This window comes from Pseudonocardia alni, from assembly GCF_002813375.1.
GTDB classification, from domain to species: Bacteria; Actinomycetota; Actinomycetes; order Mycobacteriales; family Pseudonocardiaceae; genus Pseudonocardia; species Pseudonocardia alni.
Genome location: NZ_PHUJ01000003.1, coordinates 2956293 through 2974845 on the forward strand (window position 1 = coordinate 2956293; position 18553 = coordinate 2974845).

An 18553-nucleotide genomic window follows, 5' to 3' on the forward strand; every position below is an offset into this window, starting at 1 on the left:
GCCTCAGCTCATGAGCAGCGGGGCGGGCTCGCTCACGACCCGGTCGAGCCGGGCCAGCACCCGGTAGCCCCCCGGGCCCACCCGGGTGCGCTCGCCCGCACAGCCGGGCTCCGAGGCGAGCCCGGTCCAGGTCACGGCGAAGGCCACCGGCTGGCCGGGCACCAGGGTGCGCAGGTCGTCCGACGACGGGTTGGAGCAGTCGTTGGACGACCAGAGCTTGGTCGCCCCGTCGCCGCTCCAGACGGCGATCTCCTGCTGGGCGCCGTCGAGGTCGCGCACGCAGGGCTGGCCGGAGACGTTGGTGACGACCAGCCGCAGCTCGGGCCGCGCGCCGGAGGGGTAGGTCGGCTGCCCGGTCTCGGCGCGCACCTCGATCATCGCGTCGGTGCAGGGCACCGGACCGGTCGGCGGGGAGGGTGCGGCCTGCGGCACCTGGACGGACGGGCGTGGTGTGTCGTCGGGGCGGACCGTCTCGTCCGCCGGGCCCGCGTTCGGGGTCGCGGGCCCGGCGGACGTCCCCGTCGCGGCGGCCGGCGGGGGTCCGGGCACGGCGGGGTCGGGGAGCGGCACGGACGCGGGTGTCCCCGTCCCCGGGGCTGGGGATGCCGGGGACGGGGACCCCGGGGGCGCCGCGGGTGCGGCCGTCCCTGTGTCCGGTGTGGTCTGCGACGACTGGGAGGTCGTCCGTGCGGCCGTCCCGGCGGGCTCGTCGGAGCCCCGTGGGATCAGCAGCCAGGTGGTGAGCCACAGCAGCGCGAAGAGCGCGAGCAGCGCGACGCCGACCGCGCACGCGCGCCGACGCCAGTAGACCGACGCCGGCAGGGGACCCACCGGGTGCATGTCACCGACGGTAGATCTCCGGTTACACGAAGTCGCCGCCGCCGCGCCGGGAACGGACATGTCCGGCGAGGTCCACCCGGCGGGGCGACCCGCGCGTCCCGACCGGGTGAGTGCAGTGGCGGAACGGCCGCCCGCGCGCCCCCGGGCCGGCCCGGACGGGGTCGACGACCCGGATCGCCCGACCCCCGGGCGAGTGGCGCACCGACCCGCGGTGACCGGCGTCGTCCGGTGACAGGGCCCGCCCGGTCACCCGCGGACGGGAACCACCCCGGTCGTGGCGCGCGCCCCGGTGGCGGGCGCGGTAGGGACCGTGATCCACGGGACGGCCGCGGGCGACGCCGACGGTGCCCGGTCCGTGATCACGGCGGGGCCGTCGCCGGGGGCCCGGCCGGGGCGCGGGACACTGGGACGGTGGTGGCCGACCTGATCTTCCCGTGGTTCCGGGCGCATGCCCGCGACCTGCCGTGGCGGCGCCCGGAGACCACCCCGTGGGGCGTGCTGGTCAGCGAGTTCATGCTCCAGCAGACCCCGGTCGCCCGGGTCGAACCGGTCTGGCGGGACTGGATGGAGCGCTGGCCGGCGCCGTCGTCGCTGGCCGCCGCGCCGCGCGCGGACGTGCTGCGGGCCTGGGGCAAGCTCGGCTACCCGCGCCGCGCGATCCGGCTGCACGACGCGGCCGCGGCGATCGCCGCCCGGCACGGCGACGCCGTCCCCTCCGACGTCGAGGCGCTCGAGGCCCTGCCCGGTGTCGGCTCCTACACGGCGCGGGCGGTGGCGGCGTTCGGCTTCGGGCTGCGCGCCGCCGTCGTCGACACCAACGTCCGCCGGGTCGTGGCCCGCGCGGTGCACGGTCAGGGCGACGCCGGACCGGCCCGCACCCGGGCGGATCTGGCCGACGTGGACGCACTGCTGCCCGACGACGACGCCGAGGCCGCCGTCGTCTCGGCCGGGCTGATGGAGCTGGGCGCGGTCGTCTGCACCGCCCGCTCGCCGCGCTGCGCGGACTGCCCGGTCGCGGCCCGCTGCGCCTGGGTGGCGGCCGGCAGACCCGCCTACGACGGCCCGCGCAAGCCGGTCCAGGGCTTCGCCGGCACCGACCGGCAGGTACGCGGCAAGCTCATGGACGTGCTGCGCACCGCGCCCGGACCGGTCGAGCGGGCCGCGCTGGACGCCGTCTGGTCCGACGCGGGCCAGCGGGACCGGTGCCTGCACTCGCTGCTGGTCGACGGCCTGGCCGAGCAGACCGACGACGGCCGCTTCGCCCTCCCCGTCTGAGCGGGGGACCGATGCCCAGCACCGTCCGCTTCCGGCTCGACGACGACGGCGCCGCCGCGCTCACCGCGCTGCGCGACCGGCTCGCCGCGGCCGGGATCCCGGTCGCGGCCGGGACGCCGCACGTGACCGTCGCCGCGGCGGGCACGGTCCCGCCGCCCGCCGTGCGGGAGCTGACCGCCCAGCTGCGCCTGGTCGCGCTGCCGGTGCTGTGGCTGGCCGGTCTCGGCTCGGTCGGCCCGGACGCGCCGGACGTGCTGGCGCTGACCGCCGTCACCGACCCCGAGGTGCTGGCCGTGCACACGGCGGCGCACGACGCGCTGGCCGGACGGGTGCGGGGCGCGCACGCCGCGTACCTGCCGGGATCCTGGCTGCCGCACGTGGTGCTGGCGACCGGGCGGCCCGCCGAGGCGTTCGCGTTGCTGCACCCGGTCGAACCGGTGCGGGCGCGGATCACCGCCGTCGAGCTGCACGACTCGCGCACCGGGGAGACGGTGGCCCTCAGCGCGGGCTGAGCCCCGCGAGGGCCTGCTCGACCAGCCCCTCCACCATGGGGGTGAGCGCGCCGCGGCGGTCGGCCGGGATCGCACACCAGCGCCGGACGGCCCGAGGTAGCCGTCGAACAGGAGGGCGGCGGCGACGTCCGGGTCGGTGGCCGGGTCGGACCCCCGCCGTCGCGGCCCCGCTCGATCCATTCCGCCGGCCGCCGGGTCGCGGTCGACCTGTCCGGCACGACCTCTGTGGCGCTCGCCGCGCCTAGGCTCGCCCCGTGGCGGACGAACAGGACGTGCGGCGGATCGCGCTCGCCTTCGACGGCGTCGTCGAGAACCCGGGTGAGGGGTTCGACTTCCGGGTGCGCGGCAAGGGCTTCGTGTGGTCCTGGCCGGAGCGGGTGCCCGGCAGGCGACGGGTGATCAGGACCGACGTCGCCGTGCTGTACGTCGGCGACGAGGCGGAGAAGCAGGCCCTGCTGCTCGGCGAGCCCGACCTGTTCTTCACCGACCCCGGGCACGCGCCGTGGCCCCTGGTGCTCCTCCGCCTGGACGCGGTGGACGAGGCCCGCCTCGCCGAACTGGTCGGCGACGCCCGGCGCATGCGCATCGACGACGCCGGGCAGGGATAACGTGGCGGACATGGCCATTGTGAAGATCAACGCGATCGAGGTCCCGGAGAACGCGGGCCCCGAGCTGGAGAAGCGGTTCGCGAACCGCCTGCACGCCGTCGACGGGCAGCCCGGGTTCCTCGGGTTCGAGCTGCTGCGCCCCGTCTCCGGCGACGACCGGTACTTCGTCGTGACCCGCTGGGAGACCGAGGCCGACTTCCAGGCGTGGCGCGCGGGCCCGGCCGCCGAGGCGCACGCCGGTCAGCGCTCGCCGCAGCCGGTCGCCACGGGCGCGTCACTGCTGGAGTTCGAGGTCGTCGACCTGCAGCAGATCGCGGCGGGGTCCTGATCGACGCCCGCGAGGTCGCTGCGGCCTTCTCCGACGAGATCGCCGCGGCGGCCCACCTGGTCCGCGACGCGGGCGCGCTGCTGATCACCGCCGGCGCCGGGATGGGTGTCGACTCCGGGCTGCCGGACTTCCGCGGCGGCGAGGGCTTCTGGCGGGCCTACCCGCCCTACGCGCGGCTCGGCCTGCGTTTCGAGGAGCTCGCCGACCCGGAGCACTTCGCCGACGACCCGGCGCTGGCCTGGGGCTTCTACGGCCACCGCCTGCACCTCTACCGGGACACCGTGCCGCACCCCGGGTTCGCGGTGCTGCGCCGCTGGGCCGGCCGGGTGCCCTCGAACGTGTTCACCTCGAACGTCGACGGCCAGTTCCAGCGGGCCGGCTTCGCCCCGGACGACGTCGCCGAGGTGCACGGCTCCATCCACCACCTGCAGTGCCTGCGGCTCTGCGGTCACGGCGTGTGGCCCGCCGACGGCGTCGAGGTGCCGATCGACGAGGCCACCATGCGTGCCATCGGCGAGCTGCCCCGCTGCCCGGGCTGCGGCGGCACCGCCCGTCCGGCGATCCTGATGTTCGGCGACGGCGGCTGGGACGACGCGCACGCCGCGACGGCGCTGCAGCGGCACGTGGACTGGCTGGCGGCGCACCGGACCGGTGTGGTCGTCGTCGAGCTGGGGGCGGGCGGTGCCCTGCCCACGGTGCGTCGCCGCTCGGAGCTCGCCTCGGCCGCGACCGGCGCGCTGGTGCGGATCAACGTCCGCGAGCCGCAGGTGCGCCACGGCCGCGGCGTCGGCATCGCGGCCCCCGCGGCCGCGACCCTCGCCGCGATCGACGCCGCCCTCTGACCCACCCGCCCCGCGCACCTGCGTGCCGCGGGGCGGGGGCAGGGCTCAGGAGGGGACGGCCTTCTGGTCCGGGACGACGATCGCGGGCAGGTCGGCGAGGCCGGCCAGCGCCGCGTCGTGGACCTCGGACGCCGGGACGGTGCCGTGCACGCCGGGCAGGGCCCGGGTGGCCGTGGCCGCCGCGACGACGGTCGGCACGTAGCCGCCGGAGAACGCGCTGCGCGCGGTGGAGTTCACGCACATGTGCGTCATGAACCCGGCGAGCACCAGGTCCTGGTAGCCCTCCAGCAGCTCCGCCAGCCCGGTGTGGACGAACGCGCTGGGGAAGTTCTTGGTCACCAGGGCCTCGCCGTCGCGCGGGGCGACCGAGTCGTGGATGGCGCCGATCGACGCGGTGACGTCGTAGGGGCTCCCCTCGCCGGCATCGTGCCGGATGTGGATGATCCGGGACCCGGCGGAGCGGGCGCGGTCGAGCAGCTCGGCCGCCTCCCCGAGGGCCGGCTCGACGTTCTCCAGCCGCATCACGCCCTCGGTGTAGGTGTTCTGCAGGTCGATCATGATGAGTGCGGAGCGGGACAACGGGGCCGGTTCCGCCGGCAGGCCCATCAGTCCGCGCAGGGTGTGCGTCATCGGTGCTCCTCGGCCGGGACGACCACGGCCCGGGACGGTCGTCCCGGGCCGTGGTGGGGTGGTCAGTCCTGCATCGCCCGGTACTCGTCGTCGGTGAACAGCCGCGAGCGGATCAGGAACCGGACGCCCTCCGGCGCCTCGACCGAGAACCCGCTGCCGCGTCCTTTGACGACATCGACCGTGAGATGCGTGTGCTTCCAGTACTCGTACTGCGACGCCGACATCCAGAATCCGATCGGCCGGTCCACACCCTCGACGACCAGGTCGCCGAGGTGGACGTCCGACCCGCCCGTCCGGAAGTCCCCGTCCGGGTAGCACATCGGGGCGCTGCCGTCGCAGCACCCACCGGACTGGTGGAACATCAGCGGACCGTGCAGGTCGGTGAGCCTGACCAGCAGATCGGCGGCGGCCGGCGTCAGCGTCACCCGCTCGGTCGGGGTGGCGCCGACGTCCGGCTCACCCATCAGAAGAAGCCCAGCGCGTTCGGCGAGTAGCTCTGCAGGATGTTCTTGGTCTGCTGGTAGTGATCCAGCATCATCTTGTGGTTCTCGCGCCCGATGCCGGACTGCTTGTAGCCGCCGAAGGCCGCGTGCGCCGGGTAGGCGTGGTAGTTGTTCACCCACACCCGGCCGGCCTGGATCTCGCGGCCCGCGCGGTAGGCGGTGTTCGCGTCACGGCTCCACACGCCGGCGCCGAGGCCGTAGAGCGTGTCGTTGGCGATCTTCATGGCGTCGTCGTAGTCGCTGAAGCGCGCGACCGACACGACCGGGCCGAAGATCTCCTCCTGGAAGATCCGCATCTGGTTGTTGCCCTCGAACACGGTCGGCTTGATGTAGTAGCCACCCGCGAGGTCGCCGCCCAGCTCGGCCTTCTCGCCACCGGCGAGGACCTTGGCGCCCTCCTGCCGGCCGATGTCGATGTAGGAGAGGATCTTCTCGAACTGGTCGTTCGAGGCCTGCGCACCCATCATGACGTCGGTGTCGAGCGGGTTGCCCTGCTTGATCTGCTCGACGCGCTTGACGGCCTGCTCGATGAACTCGTCGTAGATGCCGCCCTGGACGAGGGCGCGCGACGGGCAGGTGCAGACCTCGCCCTGGTTGAGGGCGAACATCGCGAAGCCCTCGAGCGCCTTGTCGTAGAAGGCGTCCTGCTGCGAGGCGACGTCGTCGAAGAAGATGTTGGGGCTCTTGCCACCCAGCTCCAGGGTGACCGGGATCAGGTTCTCCGAGGCGTACTGCATGATCAGCCGGCCGGTGGTGGTCTCACCGGTGAAGGCGATCTTGCGGATGCGCTTGTTCGACGCCAGCGGCTTGCCGGCCTCGACGCCGAAGCCGTTGACGACGTTCAGCACGCCCGGCGGGAGCAGGTCGGCGACCAGCTCGAGCAGCACGTGGATCGAGACCGGGGTCTGCTCGGCGGGCTTCAGGACGATCGCGTTGCCGGCGGCGAGCGCGGGGGCGAGCTTCCAGATCGCCATCAGGATCGGGAAGTTCCACGGGATGATCTGGCCGACGACGCCCAGCGGCTCGTGGAAGTGGTAGGCGATGGTGTCGGCGTCGATCTCCGACGACGTGCCCTCCTGCGCCCGGATCGCACCGGCGAAGTAGCGCAGGTGGTCGACGGCGAGCGGGATGTCGGCGGCGAGGGTCTCGCGGCAGGCCTTGCCGTTGTCCCAGGACTCGGCGATCGCGATCAGCTCGAGGTTGGCCTCGACCCGGTCGGCGATCTTGTTCAGGATGTTCGCCCGCTCACCCGCGGAGGTCTTCCCCCACGCCGGTGCGGCGGCGTGCGCGGCGTCGAGCGCCTTCTCGACGTCCTCCGCGGTGCCCCGGGCGACCTCGGTGAAGTTCTCACCGGTGATCGGGGTGGGGTTCTCGAAGTACTGACCCTTCACCGGAGCGACGTACTCGCCGCCGATGAAGTGCTCGTAGCGCGGCTTGAAGGAGACGACGCTGCCCGGCTGACCGGGGTTGGCGTAGACGGCCATGAATGGTCCTTCCCTGAGGTGCTTCGTCGAACCGAGGGCGCGGTGCGGAACGCACGTTGCGCGTGACTGCCGACACTAGGAAGGTGGGGGTTGCACGGAAGTTGCACGCAGATGCGGAACCTGACCCTCCGGTGAGTGCCGATGACGCGGATTCGATTCAGGTAAGGCAAAGCTGACCGTATGGTGAGGACGTGGCAGCGCAGCACGCGGATCGCCGGGTGTACGAGCAGGCACGGGACGCCGTGCTCGGCGGCTCCCCCGGTGCGCGCGGCGCCGGGGTCCGGCCCGAGGTCCGCGCCTCCTGGGCCCGCTCGCTGGCCGCGGCGGTCGACCCGGAACGCGCCCGTCCCCCGCACGACTACGACCGCGCCGAGCTCACCGACCGGCGGGCGGCGCACCCCCTCGCGTCCGTGCTGCCGGTGCTGCGCGACACGCTGACCGACGCCGCCGAGCAGGCCCGGCACATGATGATCGTGACCGACGGGAAGGGCCGGATCCTGTGGCGCGAGGGCGCCCGCGCGGTGCTGACCCGGGCCGAGCGGGTCGACCTGGTGGAGGGCACCCGGTGGAGCGAGGACACCGTCGGGACCAACGCGATGGGCACCGCGCTGGCCGGCGCCGCGCCGGTCCGCATCCACTCCGCCGAGCACCTGGTCAGCGCCTACCACCCGTGGACCTGCGCGGCCGCCCCGGTGCGCGACCCGGCGACCGGACGCGTGGTGGGCACCGTCGACGTCACCGGGCCGGAGGAGAGCTTCCACCCGACGACGCTGGCGCTGGTCACCGCGGCCGCGCGGCTGGCCGAGCACCGGCTGCTGGCCATCGCCGAGGCCCATGACCGGCGGCTGCGCGAGGAGTACTGGCCGCACCTGACCCGGCTCAGCGGCACCCCGGGCGCGCTGTTGTCCGCGCACGGGCGGGTGTTGGCCGCGTCGCCGGGCAGCGAGTTCCCGGAGCGGATCGCCCTGCCCGACGGCGGGGACCGGGTCGTCGTCGACGGCGTCGCGGTCGGCGGGGTGCCGCTGGGCGGCGGCCCCGTCGCCGGGGTGCTGGAGCCGCTCGGCGAGGGCTGGCTGCTGCGGCTGCCCCCGGGCGGACCCGTCCGGACGGCCCTGACGCTGCCGCTGCTCGGGGCGCGTACCCCCGTCGTCGCCCGCCGGGACGGGCGCCCGGTGCGCCTGGGCCTGCGGCACGCCGAGGTCCTCGCGCTGCTGGCGCTGCACCCGGAGGGGCTGACCGCCGACCAGCTCGCCGCCGCCCTCTACGGCGACGGCGGTCGCGCCATCACCGTGCGCGCCGAGGTGCACCGGCTGCGCCGGGCCGTCGGCGAGGACACCGTCCGGACCCAGCCCTACCGGCTCGTCGCCGACGTCGACGCCGACTTCCTCCGGCTGCGCGCGGCGCTGCGGGAGGGTCGGGTCCGCGACGCCGCGGCCGAGGCCGCCCGTGGGCCGCTGCTGCCGACCTCCGACGCACCGGAGATCCGCCGGGCCCGCGAGCAGCTCGCCGTCGCCGTCCGGTCGGCGCTGCTGCGGGCCGACGACCCGGACGCGCTGTGGACCCTGGTCCGGGCCGGCCGGGGCGACGGCACCGACGACGAGGAGCTGCGCCACCGGCTGCGAGCGCTGCTGCCGTCGTCGGACCCGCGGCACGACGAGCTCCGCTGAGCGCTCAGTCCGGGTCGGTGTGGTCGGGGATGCCGTCGTCGTCGGAGTCGGGCAGCCGCGGGTCCTCCTCACCGGCACGCACCGCCTCCAGCTGCGCGGACAGCGCCACCCCGGCCAGCAACGCGACCCCGCTGATGTTCGCCCAGATCAGCAGGGCCATCACCGCCGTCAGCGGCCCGTAGGTCTCACCGAAGGTGTCCGCGACGGCGACGTAGAGACCCAGCAGTCCGGACGCGACCAGCCACAGCAGCACCGTGACCGCGGCCCCGGCGCCCAGCCAGGACAGTCCCGGCTGGCGACGGCGCGGCGCGAACCGCAGCAGCACCGTCACCGCGACGACGAGCAGCGCGAGCCCGACCGGCCAGCGCACGACGTCCCACACCGTCTCGGCGACCGCACCCCACCGGTACACCTCGCGCACCGCGTCCCCGAACGGCTCCCCCGCCACGATCAGCAGCAGCCCGGTCGCCATGGCGACGCCCGCGGTGGCGGTCAGCGCCGCGGCACGCGCGTACTTGGCGAGCGCGGGCCGGTCCCGCTCGGTGCCGTAGATCCGGTTCGCGCCCCGCTCCAGCTGCGCGAACGCCGAGGTCGCCGCGGCGAACGCGGTGAGCAGGCCGAGCGCGAGGACCAGCTCACCGCGTTCCCCGGTGGGGGTGTCGTCACGCTCGGCCTGCTCACCGGGGTCATCCGGGTCGGCCTCCCCCGCTCCGGCACCGCGGACGGCCTCGGCGACCAGCTCGTCGCTGGTCCCGGGGGACAGCGCCAGCACCGTGCGGGCGACGACCTCCGAGGCGCCCTCGGCGCCCGCCGCGGCGGACAGCCCGACCCCGGCGATGATCAGCGGGACGGCGGCGAGCGCCAGCTGCAGGCCGAACGCGCGGGCGTGGGAGAAGCCGTCGCCGTAGCGGAAGCGCAGGAAGCCCGCGGACAGCAGGTGCCCGAGGCCGTAGCGGCGCAGCGTGTGGGCGGCGTCGTCGGCGGAGAGCTCCTCGCCGGTCATCAGCCGGGTCTCGGGGACCGGGCGCACCGAGCTCATGCGCAGAACCTAGCCGCAGGCGGAAAGAATGACGCTCGTGGACACCCCGGCACGGACCGACCGCTTCGACGAGCTGGTGGAGCGCGCCCGGGCGCTCGCCGCCGGACGACGACGGGCGGTGCTCGGCATCGCGGGGGCCCCCGGGGCCGGGAAGACGACCGTCGCGCTGGCCCTGGTCCGGGCGCTCGCCGCCACGCCCCCGGACGGTCTCGGCCCCGGCTGGGTCGCCCATGTCCCGATGGACGGCTTCCATCTCGCCGACGTCGAGCTGGACCGGCTGGGCCGACGTCATCGCAAGGGCGCCCCGGACACCTTCGACGCCGACGGCTACGCCGCGCTGCTGGCCCGGCTGCGGCTCACCCCCGGCGACGACGCCGGCCCGGTGTACGCCCCGGCGTTCGACCGGGAGATCGAGCAGCCCGTCGCCGGGTCGGTCCCGGTGCACCCGCAGTGCCGGCTCGTGGTCAGCGAGGGCAACTACCTGCTCCTCGACACCCCCCGCTGGCGGGCGGTGCGGGCAGGGTTCGACGCCGTGTGGTTCCACGAGACCGACGAGGCGCTCCGGCTGGAGCGCCTGGTGGCGCGGCACGTGCGCTTCGGCAAGACCCTGGAGGCGGCCCGGGTGTGGGTCGAGCGCACCGACGAGCCCAACGCCCGCCTCGTCGAGGCGTCCCGGCACCGGGCCGACCTGGTCGTCGCGCTGCCCGACCACGCCCCCGGCCCGCTCCCAGGGGAACCTTCGTAGCGCTCTACGCCTCGAAAGTTCCCCTGGGGGCCACCGGGCCGGGGTCGGAACCGGGCTCCGGACCGACGACGGCGGGCCGCCCCGGGAACTCCCGGGACGGCCCGCCGTCGTCATGCGTGGGTCTGTCTCACTCCTCGCCGGCCAGCGCGGTGGGCGGGGTGTCCGGCACCGGCTCGGACGGCTTGCGCTCACCGCGGAAGGTGAACTTGGCCTTGTCCGACCAGGCGTTGGAGCCCTCCTCCGCGGAGGTGTCGAGGCCCTCGACGTCGACGATGACGATCTGCCCGGCCTCGATCTCGCCGAACAGGATCTTCTCCGACAGCTGGTCCTCGATCTCCCGCTGGATCGTCCGGCGCAGCGGCCGGGCGCCCAGGACCGGGTCGAACCCGCGGTGGGCCAGCAGCTTCTTGGCGTTGTCGGTGAGCTCGATGCCCATGTCCTTGTTCGCCAGCTGCTTCTCCACCCGCCCGATCATCAGGTCGACCATCTGGATGATCTGTTCCTGGTTGAGCTGGTGGAAGACGATGATGTCGTCGATGCGGTTGAGGAACTCCGGCCTGAAGTGCTTCTTCAGCTCGTCGTTGACCTTCGTCTTCATCCGCTCGTAGTTCGACTTCTCGTCGCCACCGGAGGAGAAGCCCAGTCCCACGGCCTTCGAGATGTCCTGGGTGCCCAGGTTCGAGGTGAAGATCAGCACGGTGTTCTTGAAATCGACCGTGCGGCCCTGACCGTCGGTGAGACGGCCGTCCTCGAGCACCTGCAGGAGCGTGTTGTAGATCTCCTGGTGCGCCTTCTCGATCTCGTCGAACAGCACCACCGAGAACGGCTTGCGCCGCACCTTCTCGGTGAGCTGACCGCCCTCCTCGTAGCCGACGTACCCGGGAGGGGCACCGAACAGCCGCGAGGCGGTGTAGCGGTCGTGGAACTCACCCATGTCGATCTGGATGAGGGCGTCGTCCTCGCCGAACAGGAAGTTCGCGAGGGCCTTGGACAGCTCGGTCTTACCGACACCGGACGGGCCGGCGAAGATGAACGAGCCGGACGGCCGCTTCGGGTCCTTCAGACCGGCGCGGGTACGACGGATCGCCTGCGAGACGGAGCGGACCGCGTCCTCCTGGCCGATGATCCGCTTGTGGACCTCGTCCTCCATCTTGAGCAGACGGGTCGTCTCCTCCTCGGTCAGCTTGAACACCGGGATGCCGGTCCAGTTCCCCAGCACCTCGGCGATCTGCTCGCCGTCGACCTCCGCGACGACGTCGAGGTCGCCCGACTTCCACTGCTTCTCGCGCTCGGCCTTCTCGCCGAGCAGGGTCTTCTCCTGGTCGCGCAGGTGCGCGGCCCGCTCGAAGTCCTGCGCGTCGATCGCCGACTCCTTGTCCCGGCGGACGTTCGCGATCTTCTCGTCGAACTCCCGCAGGTCCGGCGGAGCCGTCATCCGGCGGATGCGCATCCGGGCGCCGGCCTCGTCGATCAGGTCGATCGCCTTGTCCGGCAGGAAGCGGTCGTTGATGTAGCGGTCGGCCAGCGTCGCGGCCGAGGCCAGTGCGTCGTCGGTGATCGTGACGCGGTGGTGCGCCTCGTACCGGTCACGCAGACCACGAAGGATCTCGATCGTGTGCTCGACCGACGGCTCGGACACCTGGATCGGCTGGAAGCGGCGCTCCAGCGCGGGGTCCTTCTCGACGTACTTGCGGTACTCGTCGAGCGTCGTCGCACCGATGGTCTGCAGCTCGCCGCGGGCCAGCATCGGCTTGAGGATCGAGGCGGCGTCGATCGCGCCCTCGGCGGCACCCGCACCCACCAGGGTGTGGATCTCGTCGATGAACAGGATGATGTCACCGCGGGTGCGGATCTCCTTGAGCACCTTCTTGAGGCGCTCCTCGAAGTCACCGCGGTAGCGGGAACCGGCGACCAGCGAGCCCAGGTCGAGGGTGTAGAGCTGCTTGTCCTTCAGCGTCTCCGGGACCTCGCCCTTGACGATCGCCTGGCCGAGGCCCTCGACGGCGGCGGTCTTGCCGACGCCGGCCTCGCCGATCAGCACCGGGTTGTTCTTGGTCCTCCGCGAGAGGACCTGCATGATCCGCTCGATCTCCTTCTCCCGGCCGATGACCGGGTCCAGCTTGCCCTCACGGGCCTGCTGGGTGAGGTTGCGACCGAACTGGTCCAGCACCAGCGACGAGGACGGCGTGCCCTCGCCACGGCCACCGGTGCCGCTCTCCTGCGGCTCCTTGCCCTGGTACCCGGACAGCAGCTGGAGCACCTGCTGACGGACACGGTTGAGGTCGGCGCCCAGCTTGACCAGCACCTGGGCCGCGACGCCCTCGCCCTCGCGGATGAGGCCGAGCAGGATGTGCTCGGTCCCGATGTAGTTGTGGCCGAGCTGCAGCGCCTCGCGCAGCGACAGCTCCAGCACCTTCTTCGCCCGGGGGGTGAAGGGGATGTGCCCGGACGGGGCCTGCTGCCCCTGGCCGATGATCTCCTCGACCTGCTGTCGCACGCCCTCCAGAGCGATACCGAGGGACTCGAGCGCCTTCGCGGCGACGCCCTCTCCCTCGTGGATCAGGCCAAGGAGGATGTGCTCGGTCCCGATGTAGTTGTGGTTGAGCATCCGGGCCTCTTCCTGGGCCAGGACGACAACACGTCGCGCTCGGTCGGTGAACCTCTCGAACAATTCGCACTCCTTGCCTGCTGCGCCTCACTGACGGCGCGACCAGCATCTCCGTACGGTCCGGGCTCGCCCGAACCGACACTGCGCCCTCGCGTGACACCGCGCCAGGCCACCCTCACGGGAGACCACATACCACTGTATCGGTCGAAGGGGCCCCGGCGCCTCCACCTGACGTGCACCGGGGTACGTGCCCGCAGTAACACGGGTGGCACCTGCCGTGTTCCCGACGGACGTCAGCCGGTCGCGGCAGTGGCCTCCTCGCGCTCCCGCTCGGCCGCCTTGAACTGCCGGAACCCCTCCTCGTCGCGCCCGCGGCGCCAGTACCCGGAGATCGACAGGTCGTGCTTGGCGACGCCGCGCCCGCGGGTGAGGTGCCTGCGGAGTTCGCGCACGGCGATCGCCTCACCGTGCACGAAGGCGTGCACGCGCCCGGGGAGGAACTCCAGATCCGCGACGACGGCGGGCAGCTGCTCCGAGTCCGGGTCGCCCCCGGCGTCGATGCGGTACAGCCACCGCACGTCCACCCCGGGGCCCGTCGGCACGTCGATCTCGTCGCCGGGACCGTCCACCTGCAGGACGGCGACGACCGGTCGCCCGGCCGGGATCCGCTCGAGCGCGGCGCAGATCGCGGGCAGCGCGGCCTCGTCGCCGACGAGCAGGTGCCAGTCGGCGTCCGGGTCCGGGGCGTAGGCGCCGCCGGGGCCGAGCATCCGCAGCCGGTCGCCCGGGCGGGCGGCGGCCGCCCACGGGCCGGCGAGGCCGGTGTCGCCGTGGTGGACGAAGTCGATGACGAGCTCGCCTGCGGCGTGGTCGAGCGAGCGGACGGTGTAGGTCCGCTGGGCGGGCCACCGGTCGCGCGGCAGCTCGGCATGCACCCGGTCCATGTCCAGCGGCTCGGGGTACTCGACGCCGGGGAGCGGGAAGAGGAGCTTGACGTAACGGTCGGTGTGCTCCGTGACGGGGAACGCCGCCAGGCCGTCGCCACCGGCGACGACGCGCACCATGTGCGGGCTCAGACGTTCGGTGCGGAGCACCCTGAGATCGGTGACGGGGCGGGCCATCAGGCTGCCTCCCAACGACGAGAGGGGAAGGGGCCGTCGCGACGGTACCCCTCCCCCGCCCCGCCGGGTAAGGCAGACCTTAGTTCTCCTGGTGGTAGGCCTCGAGCACCTCGGCCGGGATGCGGCCGCGGTCCGAGACCTTCATCCCGCGGTTGCGGGCCCACTCGCGGATCGCCTGGTTCTGCTCGCGGTCGACCGACGGGCGGCGGGCCGCCCCGCCCGACGAGCCGCTGCTGCGCCGGCGGGCCGCGCCACCGGCGCGACGGGCGGCCGCGACGTAGTCGGCGAGCACGTCGCGCAGCTTCTTCGCATTCCCGTCGGACAGGTCGATCTCGTAGTTACGTCCGTCGAGACCGAACTCGATCGTCTCGTCCGCCGCGTCACCGGTCAGATCGTCGACGAGCCGGACTTCCTTGATCTGCGCCATCTCCGCAGCCTCCCTGAATGGCCGAACACGTTCATGATGAGGGACCGGGGCGGACATCGGCGACTGCGCGATGCAATAGCAGGACGCAATATGAGGCCACCGGGTACCGGTTCCGACTCGAATCCGAGAGTATCCGAGAAATGTTCGTGTCGTCGACCTGGGTACGGCGAAATACGGCGAACCGAGTTCGACACCACTCGTACGGGTCCGCCAAACACGACGCCCCCGGTCGCTCTTCGCGGCCGGGGACGTCGTCGGATGTGCGTTCGGAACCGGTTCAGGACTCGCCGCGGACCAGCGGGAACAGGATCGTCTCGCGGATTCCGAGGCCGGTCAGGGTCATCAGGAGACGGTCGATACCCATTCCCATCCCACCGGTGGGCGGCATGCCGTACTCCATGGCGCGCAGGAAGTCCTCGTCGAGCTGCATGGCCTCCGGGTCGCCCGCCGCGGCCTTGAGCGACTGGGCGTGCAGGCGTTCCCGCTGCTCGACCGGGTCCACCAGCTCGGAGTAGGCCGTGGCCAGCTCCACGCCGAAGACGATGAGGTCCCAGGACTCCGACAGCCGCGGGTCGTCGCGGTGCGCACGGGTCAGCGGCCGCACCTCGACCGGGAAGTCGCGCACGAAGGTCGGCTCGTGCAGGGTGTGCTCGACCAGCTTCTCGAACAACTCCAGCACGATCTGTGCGGCCGTCGGGTAATCGGTGATGTCGACGTCGTGGGCGTGCGCGATCCGCTGCAGTTCCGACAGTTCCGTGTCCGGCGTCACGTCCCGCCCGACGGCCTCGGACACCGATCCGTAGATGGTCACCGATCGCCACTCGCCACCGAGATCGTGCTCGGTGCCGTCGTGGTGGCGCACCGTGGTGGAACCGAACAGCGCCTGCGCCGAGGACTGGATCAGCTCCCGGGTCAGGACCGCCATGTCGTCGTAGGTCGCGTAGGCCTGGTAGGCCTCCAGCATCGCGAACTCCGGGGAATGCGTGGAGTCGATGCCCTCGTTCCGGAACACCCGGTTCAGCTCGAAGACGCGCTCGATACCACCGACCACGCAACGCTTCAGGAACAGCTCCGGTGCGATCCGCAGATACAGATCGGAGTCGAGTGCGTTCGCGTGCGTCACGAACGGACGCGCAGTGGCACCGCCGTGCAGGTTCTGCAGCATCGGCGTCTCGACCTCGATGAAGTCGCGGCCGGTGAGCGACTCGCGGACGGTCCGCAGCACGGTGGACCGCGCGCGCACGGTCTCGCGGGCCTGCGGGCGCAGGATGAGGTCGACGTAGCGCTGCCGGACCCGGTTCTCCTCCGAGAGCTCCTTGTGCGCGGTCGGCAGCGGCCGGACCGACTTCGCGGCGACCGACCACTCGTCGACCATCACCGAGAGCTCGCCCCGTCGCGAGGTGATGACCTCACCGCGCACCGCGACGAAGTCACCCATGTCGACGACGGACTTCCAGCCGGCCAGCGCCTCGGCCCCGACCCGGTCGAGCGAGAGCATGGCCTGCAGCTCGGTGCCGTCGCCCTCGCGCAGCGTCGCGAAGCACAGCTTGCCGGTGTTCCGCACGAAGATCACCCGGCCGGCGACGGCGACGGTCTCGCCCGTCGCGGTGTCCGCGGGCAGGTCCGGGTGGGCGTCGCGGACCTGGCGCAGCGAGTGCGTGCGGGGGACCTCGACGGGGTACGGGTCGGTGCCCGCGGCGATCAGCTCCGCGCGCTTGGCCCGGCGCACCCGCATCTGCTCGGGGAGGTCGGCCTCGGTCGCCGGGTCGGACGGTGTGCCGGGAGTGTTCACGGCAGGTCAGGCTATCGGCGGTACCCGGGAGCGCCCGTCGTCACCCCCCACCTCCGCGGCGAGGCCGCGCGCGGTGGTCGGCCACCGGCCTACCGTGCGGAGGTGCCCGACGACGAGGTGGACCGCGGCCGCACGTTCGGTGACGTCGCACGCGCCTACGACGACCACCGCCCCGCCTACCCCGACGCCGCCGTCGACGCGGCGCTGGCCGGGACCCCGGAACGGCCCCGCGTGCTCGACCTGGGCGCGGGGACCGGGAAGCTGACGCGCGTCCTGACCGCCCGCGGGCTCGACGTCGTCGCGGTGGAGCCGGACCCGGCGATGCTCGCGGTGCTGCGCGAGCGCTCCCCCGGCGTCGAGGCCCGGACCGGGTCCGCGGAACGCATCCCGCTGCCCGACGGCCACGTCGATGCCGTCCTGGTCGGGCAGGCGCTGCACTGGTTCGACCTCGACCGGGCCGCCCCGGAGATGGCGCGGGTGCTGCGGCCCGGCGGGGTGCTGGCCGGGCTGTGGAACGGCGGGGACGACGACGTCGCCTGGATCCGCGAGTTCGGCGAGCTCACCGTGCGCGGTCGGCGGGTGCCCGACAACCCGGCCGGTGGCGGCGACGCGACGCCGCACCCGGGCTCCCCCTGGTTCGTCGACGACGGGGAGGACCGCGTCACCTGGGACCGCCCGACCACCGTCGACGAGCACCTCGCCGACATCGCCACGCACTCCTGGGCGCTGCGGAGCGCCCCGCAGGACCGGGACGCGGTGTCCGCCGCCGCCCGGGAGTTCCTGACCGGGCGGGTCGCCGACGCCGACGGCCGCTTCACCATGCCGATGCGCACGATCGTGCGGCGGTCCCGCAAGCTCTGAGCCCGGCCGGCGGGCGCGGTCCACGGGCCCGGTCAGCGGGGCCGGTGGTGGCGCAGGTGGGTCAGCCGCAGCCCGTGCAGCGTCAGGTCCGGGACGTGGTGGGTGACGGTGTCGGCACGGCCGTGGACGAGCTCCGCGAGCCCACCGGTGACGATCACGGTGACCGGCAGCGCGTCCGGGCCCAGCTCGGCGAGGATCCGGCGGACCAGCCCGTCGACCTGCCCGGCGGCGCCGTAGAGCACCCCGGCCTGGACGGCCTCGACCGTCGTCCGGCCGATCACCGAGCGCGGCTCGACCAGGTCCACCGGCCGCAGCGACGACGCCCGCTCGGCCAGCGCCTGCATCGCGATGTCGATGCCCGGGGCCAGCGCTCCGCCGAGGAACTCACCCTTCGCGGTGACCACGTCGATGTTCGTGCAGGTCCCGAGGTCGACGCAGACGCAGGTGGTGCCGAACAGGTGGTGCGCGGCGAGCGAGTTCACGACCCGGTCCGCGCCCACCTCGCGCGGGTGGTCCACCAGCAGCGGCACGCCCGTCCGTACCCCCGGCCCGACGACGAGCGTCCGCATCCGGTCCGACCAGCGCGAGAGCAGCGTGCGCAGCTCCCGCGAGGGCCCGGGCACCGTGGACAGCGCGGCGACCGCGGTGACCTCGGGGAAGTGGGCGCCGAGCATCCCGGTGACGGTCAGGTCCAGCTCGTCGGCGGTGGCACTGGTGTCGGTGCGCAGCCGCCAGCGCCGCTCCGGCTCCGGGTCGAGCGCCTCCGCACCCGTCCCGGTGTCGGGGTAGAGCCCCAGCGAGACGTGGGTGTTCCCCACATCGATGCAGAGCAGCACCGTGTCGTCCTCAGCGGGCCGCGCTGGTCAGCAGGCCCGAACCCTCCGGGGCGTGCCCCGGGTCGGCGCCCAGGTCGGCGATCCGGTTGTCGGCGTCGACGAAGACGACGCGCGGGCTGTAGTCGCGCAGCTCGGCCTCGTCGTAGGAGCCGTAGGAGATCAGGATGACCAGGTCACCGGGGTGCACCAGGTGCGCGGCGGCGCCGTTGATGCCGATCACCCCGGAGCCGGGCTCGCCGGTGATCACGTAGGTCTCCAGGCGGGCGCCGTTGGTGATGTCGACGATGCTGACCTGCTCGCCCTCGAGCAGGTCGGCGGCCGCCATCAGGTCGGCGTCGACGGTGACCGAGCCGACGTAGTGCAGGTCGGCCTGCGTCACGGTGGCGCGGTGGATCTTGGACTTCATCATCGTGCGGTTCACGGCGGTTCTCCTCG

General features: G+C 73.3%; 19 protein-coding genes. 8 read left to right on the forward strand and 11 right to left on the reverse strand.

Annotated elements, in window-relative coordinates:
* Positions 1-3 precede the first annotated feature (3 nt).
* Positions 4-840 (reverse strand): hypothetical protein, encoded by an 837-nt coding sequence (locus tag ATL51_RS14655; RefSeq protein ID WP_100878905.1) that lies wholly within the window; start codon positions 838-840, stop codon positions 4-6.
* A gap of 411 nt (positions 841-1251) precedes the next feature.
* On the opposite strand from ATL51_RS14655, the gene ATL51_RS14665 reads away from it, so the two are divergent.
* The 5 genes from ATL51_RS14665 (at position 1252) to ATL51_RS14685 (ending at position 4405) form a co-directional block, all read left to right on the forward strand.
* Positions 1252-2115, forward strand: a complete 864-nt coding sequence (locus ATL51_RS14665; protein ID WP_100878907.1) for an HhH-GPD family protein — start codon at positions 1252-1254, stop codon at positions 2113-2115.
* A gap of 11 nt (positions 2116-2126) precedes the next feature.
* On the forward strand, positions 2127-2627 hold the full coding sequence (locus ATL51_RS14670; protein WP_100878908.1) for a 2'-5' RNA ligase family protein: 501 nt from the start codon (positions 2127-2129) through the stop codon (positions 2625-2627).
* A gap of 254 nt (positions 2628-2881) precedes the next feature.
* The gene (locus ATL51_RS14675) at positions 2882-3235 is read left to right on the forward strand and encodes an MmcQ/YjbR family DNA-binding protein (protein ID WP_100878909.1); all 354 of its coding nucleotides are present in this window, start codon (positions 2882-2884) and stop codon (positions 3233-3235) included.
* Between the two features lie 10 nt (positions 3236-3245).
* Positions 3246-3563, forward strand: a complete 318-nt coding sequence (locus ATL51_RS14680) for an antibiotic biosynthesis monooxygenase family protein (protein ID WP_100880718.1) — start codon at positions 3246-3248, stop codon at positions 3561-3563.
* Positions 3564-3664: 101 nt separating this feature from the next.
* The gene (locus tag ATL51_RS14685) at positions 3665-4405 is read left to right on the forward strand and encodes an SIR2 family NAD-dependent protein deacylase (protein ID WP_301549031.1); all 741 of its coding nucleotides are present in this window, start codon (positions 3665-3667) and stop codon (positions 4403-4405) included.
* A 45-nt stretch (positions 4406-4450) separates the two neighbouring features.
* Here ATL51_RS14685 and ATL51_RS14690 read toward each other — a convergent pair whose 3' ends face one another.
* The 3 genes from ATL51_RS14690 to exaC form a co-directional block, all read right to left on the reverse strand.
* Complete coding sequence (locus ATL51_RS14690) at positions 4451-5035, reverse strand: cysteine hydrolase family protein (protein WP_100878910.1); 585 nt, start codon at positions 5033-5035, stop codon at positions 4451-4453.
* Positions 5036-5097: 62 nt separating this feature from the next.
* Positions 5098-5499 (reverse strand): DUF779 domain-containing protein, encoded by a 402-nt coding sequence (locus tag ATL51_RS14695; RefSeq protein WP_100878911.1) that lies wholly within the window; start codon positions 5497-5499, stop codon positions 5098-5100.
* On the reverse strand, positions 5499-7022 hold the full coding sequence (gene exaC, locus ATL51_RS14700; protein WP_100878912.1) for an acetaldehyde dehydrogenase ExaC: 1524 nt from the start codon (positions 7020-7022) through the stop codon (positions 5499-5501). Before exaC ends, ATL51_RS14695 begins: the two co-directional genes overlap by 1 nt.
* 191 nt (positions 7023-7213) lie before the next feature.
* On the opposite strand from exaC, the gene ATL51_RS14705 reads away from it, so the two are divergent.
* Entirely contained in the window at positions 7214-8689 is a 1476-nt protein-coding gene (locus ATL51_RS14705; RefSeq protein ID WP_301549032.1) for a helix-turn-helix domain-containing protein, read from the forward strand.
* A gap of 4 nt (positions 8690-8693) precedes the next feature.
* On the opposite strand, the gene ATL51_RS14710 is transcribed toward ATL51_RS14705, so the two are convergent.
* The gene (locus tag ATL51_RS14710; RefSeq protein ID WP_073576755.1) at positions 8694-9728 is read right to left on the reverse strand and encodes a YihY/virulence factor BrkB family protein; all 1035 of its coding nucleotides are present in this window, start codon (positions 9726-9728) and stop codon (positions 8694-8696) included.
* Positions 9729-9756: 28 nt separating this feature from the next.
* Here ATL51_RS14710 and ATL51_RS14715 point away from each other — a divergent pair, with 28 nt between their 5' ends.
* A complete protein-coding gene (locus ATL51_RS14715) occupies positions 9757-10473 on the forward strand; it encodes a nucleoside/nucleotide kinase family protein (protein WP_100878914.1) in 717 nt (238 codons plus the stop codon).
* A 127-nt stretch (positions 10474-10600) separates the two neighbouring features.
* On the opposite strand, the gene ATL51_RS14720 is transcribed toward ATL51_RS14715, so the two are convergent.
* The 4 genes from ATL51_RS14720 to lysS form a co-directional block, all read right to left on the reverse strand.
* Positions 10601-13144, reverse strand: coding sequence for an ATP-dependent Clp protease ATP-binding subunit (locus tag ATL51_RS14720; protein ID WP_073576757.1), 2544 nt, complete (start codon positions 13142-13144; stop codon positions 10601-10603).
* A 230-nt stretch (positions 13145-13374) separates the two neighbouring features.
* Complete coding sequence (locus ATL51_RS14725) at positions 13375-14202, reverse strand: siderophore-interacting protein (RefSeq protein WP_100878915.1); 828 nt, start codon at positions 14200-14202, stop codon at positions 13375-13377.
* A gap of 79 nt (positions 14203-14281) precedes the next feature.
* Positions 14282-14629, reverse strand: a complete 348-nt coding sequence (locus ATL51_RS14730; RefSeq protein ID WP_073576759.1) for a histone-like nucleoid-structuring protein Lsr2 — start codon at positions 14627-14629, stop codon at positions 14282-14284.
* Between the two features lie 277 nt (positions 14630-14906).
* A complete protein-coding gene (lysS, locus tag ATL51_RS14735) occupies positions 14907-16364 on the reverse strand; it encodes a lysine--tRNA ligase (RefSeq protein ID WP_073576925.1) in 1458 nt (485 codons plus the stop codon).
* A gap of 159 nt (positions 16365-16523) precedes the next feature.
* On the opposite strand from lysS, the gene ATL51_RS14740 reads away from it, so the two are divergent.
* Positions 16524-17282 carry a class I SAM-dependent methyltransferase gene (locus ATL51_RS14740; protein WP_100878916.1) on the forward strand — a complete coding sequence of 253 codons (759 nt, stop codon included), beginning with the start codon at positions 16524-16526 and terminating at the stop codon, positions 17280-17282.
* A 32-nt stretch (positions 17283-17314) separates the two neighbouring features.
* Here the strand turns inward: ATL51_RS14740 and ATL51_RS14745 are convergent, their stop codons facing one another.
* Positions 17315-18118, reverse strand: coding sequence for a type III pantothenate kinase (locus tag ATL51_RS14745; RefSeq protein ID WP_100878917.1), 804 nt, complete (start codon positions 18116-18118; stop codon positions 17315-17317).
* A 10-nt stretch (positions 18119-18128) separates the two neighbouring features.
* Complete coding sequence (gene panD / locus ATL51_RS14750; RefSeq protein WP_073576761.1) at positions 18129-18539, reverse strand: aspartate 1-decarboxylase; 411 nt, start codon at positions 18537-18539, stop codon at positions 18129-18131.
* Between the last annotated feature and the right edge of the window lie 14 nt (positions 18540-18553).